This is a genomic window from Microbacterium sp., assembly GCF_031988965.1.
Taxonomy (GTDB): domain Bacteria; phylum Actinomycetota; class Actinomycetes; order Actinomycetales; family Microbacteriaceae; genus Microbacterium.
In genome coordinates this window covers 1-3,969 of sequence record NZ_DALZXX010000161.1, presented here as the reverse complement: position 1 = coordinate 3,969, position 3,969 = coordinate 1, and the positions used below count along the sequence as shown (strand labels likewise).

The window sequence follows — 3,969 nt, the reverse complement described above, 5'->3', positions numbered from 1 at the left end:
GGGGGTCATGCGTCGGTCTCCTTGATGAGGGCGGCCAGGGTCGTGGGTGAGACACCGAGCGAGGCGGCCCGGGCGACGAGGGCGGTGATGTCCTGAGAGAGCTCGGCCAGAGGCGCGGCGGATGCCGCGACGACCGCTCCCCTGCCTCGGCGCAGGTCGATGAGCCCCTCGTCTCGGAGCTCCTGATAGGCGCGGAGGACCGTGTGGAGGTTGATCTCGAGGGCATCCGCGAGCTCGCGCGCGGCCGGGAGCCGATCGCCTGGTCCGAGCCGTCCGGTCAGGACGTCTGCACGCACCGAGGCCGCGACCTGGTCGAAGAGCGGCCGAGCACTGTCGGCATCGATTCGAATCAGCATCGCGGTCCTCAATTTCTATTAGTTATAGGAGAACTATAACAACTGTCCGAAACCTCCAGCAAGCTTTGCCTTACACATCGAGTCATCCACACTGACCCCATGCGCATCACTCCCCGCCGCCTCGCCCTCGGCATGAACCTCTGGATCCCCAACCTCTTCAGCGGGATCCGGATCCGCCGTTTCAGCGAGGACTGGACCCACGCGACCGTCGAGCTGCACGTGAACGTCCTCACCCGCAACTACGTCAAGACCGCGTTCGGCGGCTCGATGTCGGCGATGACGGATCCGTACTTCTTCATGCTCGTCATGCATCAGCTCGGACGCGAGTACGTGGTGTGGGACACCCGTGGCGAGATCGAGTTCCTCAAGCCGGGACGCGGTGTGCTCACGGCCGAGTTCGACGTCAGCACGGAGCGCGCCGCGGAGATCCGCGAGCGGGCCCACGGTGGCGCGAAGGTGCTCGAGTGGTTCGAGACCGTGATCACCGACCGTGAGGGCGACGTGGTCGCCAGGGTGCGGCGCGAGGTGTACATCCGTGAGAAGAAGCGCGTCACGGCCGCCCGCGACTGAGCCGCCACGCGACACCCGTCGTTCACCACGGACTGGCACGATGAACGGATGCCCCTCGCGCGCCGCCTGAGACTCGTGGATGCCGTCGCCATCGGCCTCGGATCGATGATCGGCGCCGGCGTCTTCGCCGTCTGGGCTCCCGCCCTGGGCGTCGCCGGAAGCGGCATCCTGATCGCCCTCGCGATAGCCGCGATCGTCGCCTACTGCAACGCCACGGCATCCGCGCAGCTCGCCGCGGTGCACCCCGTCGCGGGTGGCACCTACGCATACGCCCGAGCCGAGATCGGTCCGTGGTGGGGCTTCGTCGCCGGCTGGAGTTTCGTGGTCGGCAAGATCGCGAGCTGTGCGGCGATGGCCATGACCTTTGCCGCCTACGCCGCACCCCGGGGGTGGCAGACTCCGGTCGCGGTGGCGGCGGTGGTCGCGCTCGCCGTCGTCAACTGCTTCGGGGTGACACGGACCGCTCTCGTCACGCGCATACTCGTCGCATGCTCGCTGCTCGGGCTCGCCGTCGTGGTGGCACTCGGCCTCGGCTCGGCATCCTCAGCGACCCCGGCACCGCTCTCCGATGCCACCGCGTACGGCGTGCTGCAGGGCGCGGGACTGCTGTTCTTCGCGTTCGCGGGGTACGCCCGCATCGCGACCATGGGCGAAGAGGTCGTCGACCCCGCTCGGACGATCCCCCGCGCGATCGCACTCGCTCTGGGCGGAGCGGTCGTCGTGTACACGCTCGTCGCGATCACGGTCGTCGTCACGCTCGGGGGCGATGCCGCATCGAGCTCGGCGCCACTCGCAGATGTGCTCTCCTCGACCGGGTGGGCCGCACTCACGCCACTCGTGCGGATCACCGCCGCCGCGGCCTCGCTGGGAGCTCTGCTCGCACTGCTCACCGGCATCGGACGGACGACGCTGGCGATGGCGCGGGAGGCGGACCTGCCCCGATTCCTCGCTCGGGTCGATGAGCGGCGGCACGTTCCGCGGCGGGCCGAGATCGCGATCGCCGTCGTCGTGATCGGAATCGTGCTCGCGGCCGATCTGCGGGATGCGATCGGCTTCTCGTCCTTCGGCGTCCTGCTCTACTATCTGATCGCGAACGCCGCGGCATTCCGCCAGCAGGGCTCTGTGCGTCGTCACCCGCGCGCGATGCAGGTCGTCGGGGCGCTGGGCTGTCTGCTGCTCCTGAACACGCTTCCTGTGCTGGCCTCGATCGTCGGAACGGCTGTGGTGCTGATCGGAGTGCTCTACCGGGCGATCAGACTGCGGGTGACGCGCTGATCAGGGGCGCGAGCGCTCTGAGCGCCCCGGGTCTGTCCCGGCTCGGTATGTGGTCGGGGCGATACCCAGGATGCGACGGAAGTCGCGCGTGAGATGTGCGTGGTCGGCGTACCCCAGCTCGACCGCGAGCCGCGACAGATCGAGACCGGGGTCGAGTCGCAGCCGCTCGGCAGCCTCCTGGAGCCGGCGCCGCCGGATCATCGCGGTCGGCGAGACACCCACATATCGGTGACCGAGTCGCTGCAGGGTGCGCACCGACACCGCCAGTCGCGTCGCCGCCTCATCGACCGAGTCGACCGCGTCGTCCCCCATCAGCACCTCCACGAACGCGTTCGCCTGAGCCGCCGCCTCATCGATCCGACCGCCTCGACCCGCGAGCCAGTCGGAGAAGGCGAGGACGGCACGCTCGCGACGCCCGGGCCCCGAACGCATCGCGGCGTCGATCGCCTCGGCCAGGTCAGGGGCGTCGATGACCGTCTCGTCGTCCACGAGCGCCGCGGGATCGCTCGTGAGAGCTGCGACCGCGGCCGGGCGCAGCAGAGCGCCCACCGCCCATCCTGTACCGCTCAGGTCACGATGCGATGCGCGAGTCGTCGCACCCGAGAGCGTGACCACGCTCTGCTCGACCACCAGGTTCAGCGCCGGATAACCCACGATGTCCTGCCGCGACGATCTCCCGGGCTCGAGATCCCACTCGGGAATCCAGAACCACACCGCGAGATCGCGAGCATTCGCCGTCGGCGGCAGACGATGGAACTCCGGCAGCCGCGCCGGATACAGCACCCCCCGCGTCTGGCTCACCACTACTCGTCGCTCGCATGAGTCGGTGCGGAACCGATGCCGCGTGGGGACGGAGCCGGGCCAGCCGGAGGCCACACCACGAGCAGGAACGCCGCGATCGGGCCCAGGAAGACGGTCAGCACGAACCACACCAACGCGGATCGGTTGCGCGTGCGCGCGAACCCGCCGGCGAGGATCGCGACCGTCAGCCACATCGCGGACACCGTGGGTCCGAGGTACTCGACATCCATGCCTCGACCCTAGGTCCTGACGGCGCGGCATCCGGTGCGAGGTCGAAGACGCCTCGCCCGATCTCGCACGGGGCGAGCACGTCGATCCCGCGATCACGGGCGAGGATTCTGTCGCAGAAGTTCAAGCGGACGATGCCGCCCGCTCCGTACGGTGGCGCCATGACCACCGAGAACACGACCGGCGTGACCGGCGAGCACACCACCGACGGACGCCCGCACAGCGCGACTTCCCTGACCCCGTTCCTCGCGATCCCGCGTGCACGCGAGGCGATCGATTTCTATCGCGACGTCTTCGGCGCCCGCGTCATCGACGTCACCGAGTTCGGCGGCGTCGTCGCCCACGCCGACCTCGACTTCGGGCTCGGCCACCTGCAGCTGGGCGAGCCGAGCCCCGAGTACCACCTCGTGCCCGCGCCCTCGGGCGATGACGACTGCTATTCGATGGGTCTCTACGTCCCCGACGTGGATGCCGTCGTCGAACGGGCCGTCTCGGCGGGGGCGACCGTGCGTGAGGCGCCGTCGGCGTTCGTGTCGGGTGACCGCTACGCGAGCATCCGTGATCCGTTCGGTGTGCGGTGGTCGGTGATGACCCGCGTCGAAGATCTGTCGGACGACGAGAGCGCGCGACGCGTGGCCGAGTGGGCCGCGTCGTTCAGCGCTGCATCCGACGAGGCGAGCTGAGCGCGGCCTCCGCGGCGACACATGCGGCCGGCAGCAGAGCCTCGGCGGTGCGCCGG

At 69.4% G+C, this 3,969-nt stretch carries 6 protein-coding genes; 3 read left to right on the top strand and 3 right to left on the bottom strand.

Features of this window, described 5'->3' with window-relative positions:
• Positions 1–5 precede the first annotated feature (5 nt).
• Complete coding sequence (locus RTM68_RS16375) at positions 6–356, bottom strand: GntR family transcriptional regulator (RefSeq protein ID WP_312172949.1); 351 nt, start codon at positions 354–356, stop codon at positions 6–8.
• Positions 357–455: 99 nt separating this feature from the next.
• Between RTM68_RS16375 and RTM68_RS16370 the strand changes: the two genes are divergently transcribed.
• The gene (locus RTM68_RS16370; RefSeq protein ID WP_312172946.1) at positions 456–926 is read left to right on the top strand and encodes a DUF4442 domain-containing protein; all 471 of its coding nucleotides are present in this window, start codon (positions 456–458) and stop codon (positions 924–926) included.
• A 48-nt stretch (positions 927–974) separates the two neighbouring features.
• Complete coding sequence (locus tag RTM68_RS16365) at positions 975–2,201, top strand: APC family permease (RefSeq protein ID WP_312172943.1); 1,227 nt, start codon at positions 975–977, stop codon at positions 2,199–2,201.
• Here the strand turns inward: RTM68_RS16365 and RTM68_RS16360 are convergent, their stop codons facing one another.
• Positions 2,202–3,002, bottom strand: a complete 801-nt coding sequence (locus RTM68_RS16360) for a helix-turn-helix domain-containing protein (RefSeq protein ID WP_312172941.1) — start codon at positions 3,000–3,002, stop codon at positions 2,202–2,204.
• Positions 3,003–3,004: 2 nt separating this feature from the next.
• A complete protein-coding gene (locus RTM68_RS16355; protein ID WP_312172939.1) occupies positions 3,005–3,232 on the bottom strand; it encodes a hypothetical protein in 228 nt (75 codons plus the stop codon).
• Between the two features lie 159 nt (positions 3,233–3,391).
• Between RTM68_RS16355 and RTM68_RS16350 the strand changes: the two genes are divergently transcribed.
• Positions 3,392–3,913, top strand: coding sequence for a VOC family protein (locus RTM68_RS16350; protein WP_312172937.1), 522 nt, complete (start codon positions 3,392–3,394; stop codon positions 3,911–3,913).
• Positions 3,914–3,969: the final 56 nt, after the last annotated feature.

Coding starts and splice junctions, on each gene's coding strand:
- RTM68_RS16375 (WP_312172949.1), bottom strand. CDS start 356: ATGCTGATTCGAATCGATGCCGACAGTGCTCGGCCGCTCTTCGACCAG.
- RTM68_RS16370 (WP_312172946.1), top strand. CDS start 456: ATGCGCATCACTCCCCGCCGCCTCGCCCTCGGCATGAACCTCTGGATC.
- RTM68_RS16365 (WP_312172943.1), top strand. CDS start 975: ATGCCCCTCGCGCGCCGCCTGAGACTCGTGGATGCCGTCGCCATCGGC.
- RTM68_RS16355 (WP_312172939.1), bottom strand. CDS start 3,232: ATGGATGTCGAGTACCTCGGACCCACGGTGTCCGCGATGTGGCTGACG.
- RTM68_RS16350 (WP_312172937.1), top strand. CDS start 3,392: ATGACCACCGAGAACACGACCGGCGTGACCGGCGAGCACACCACCGAC.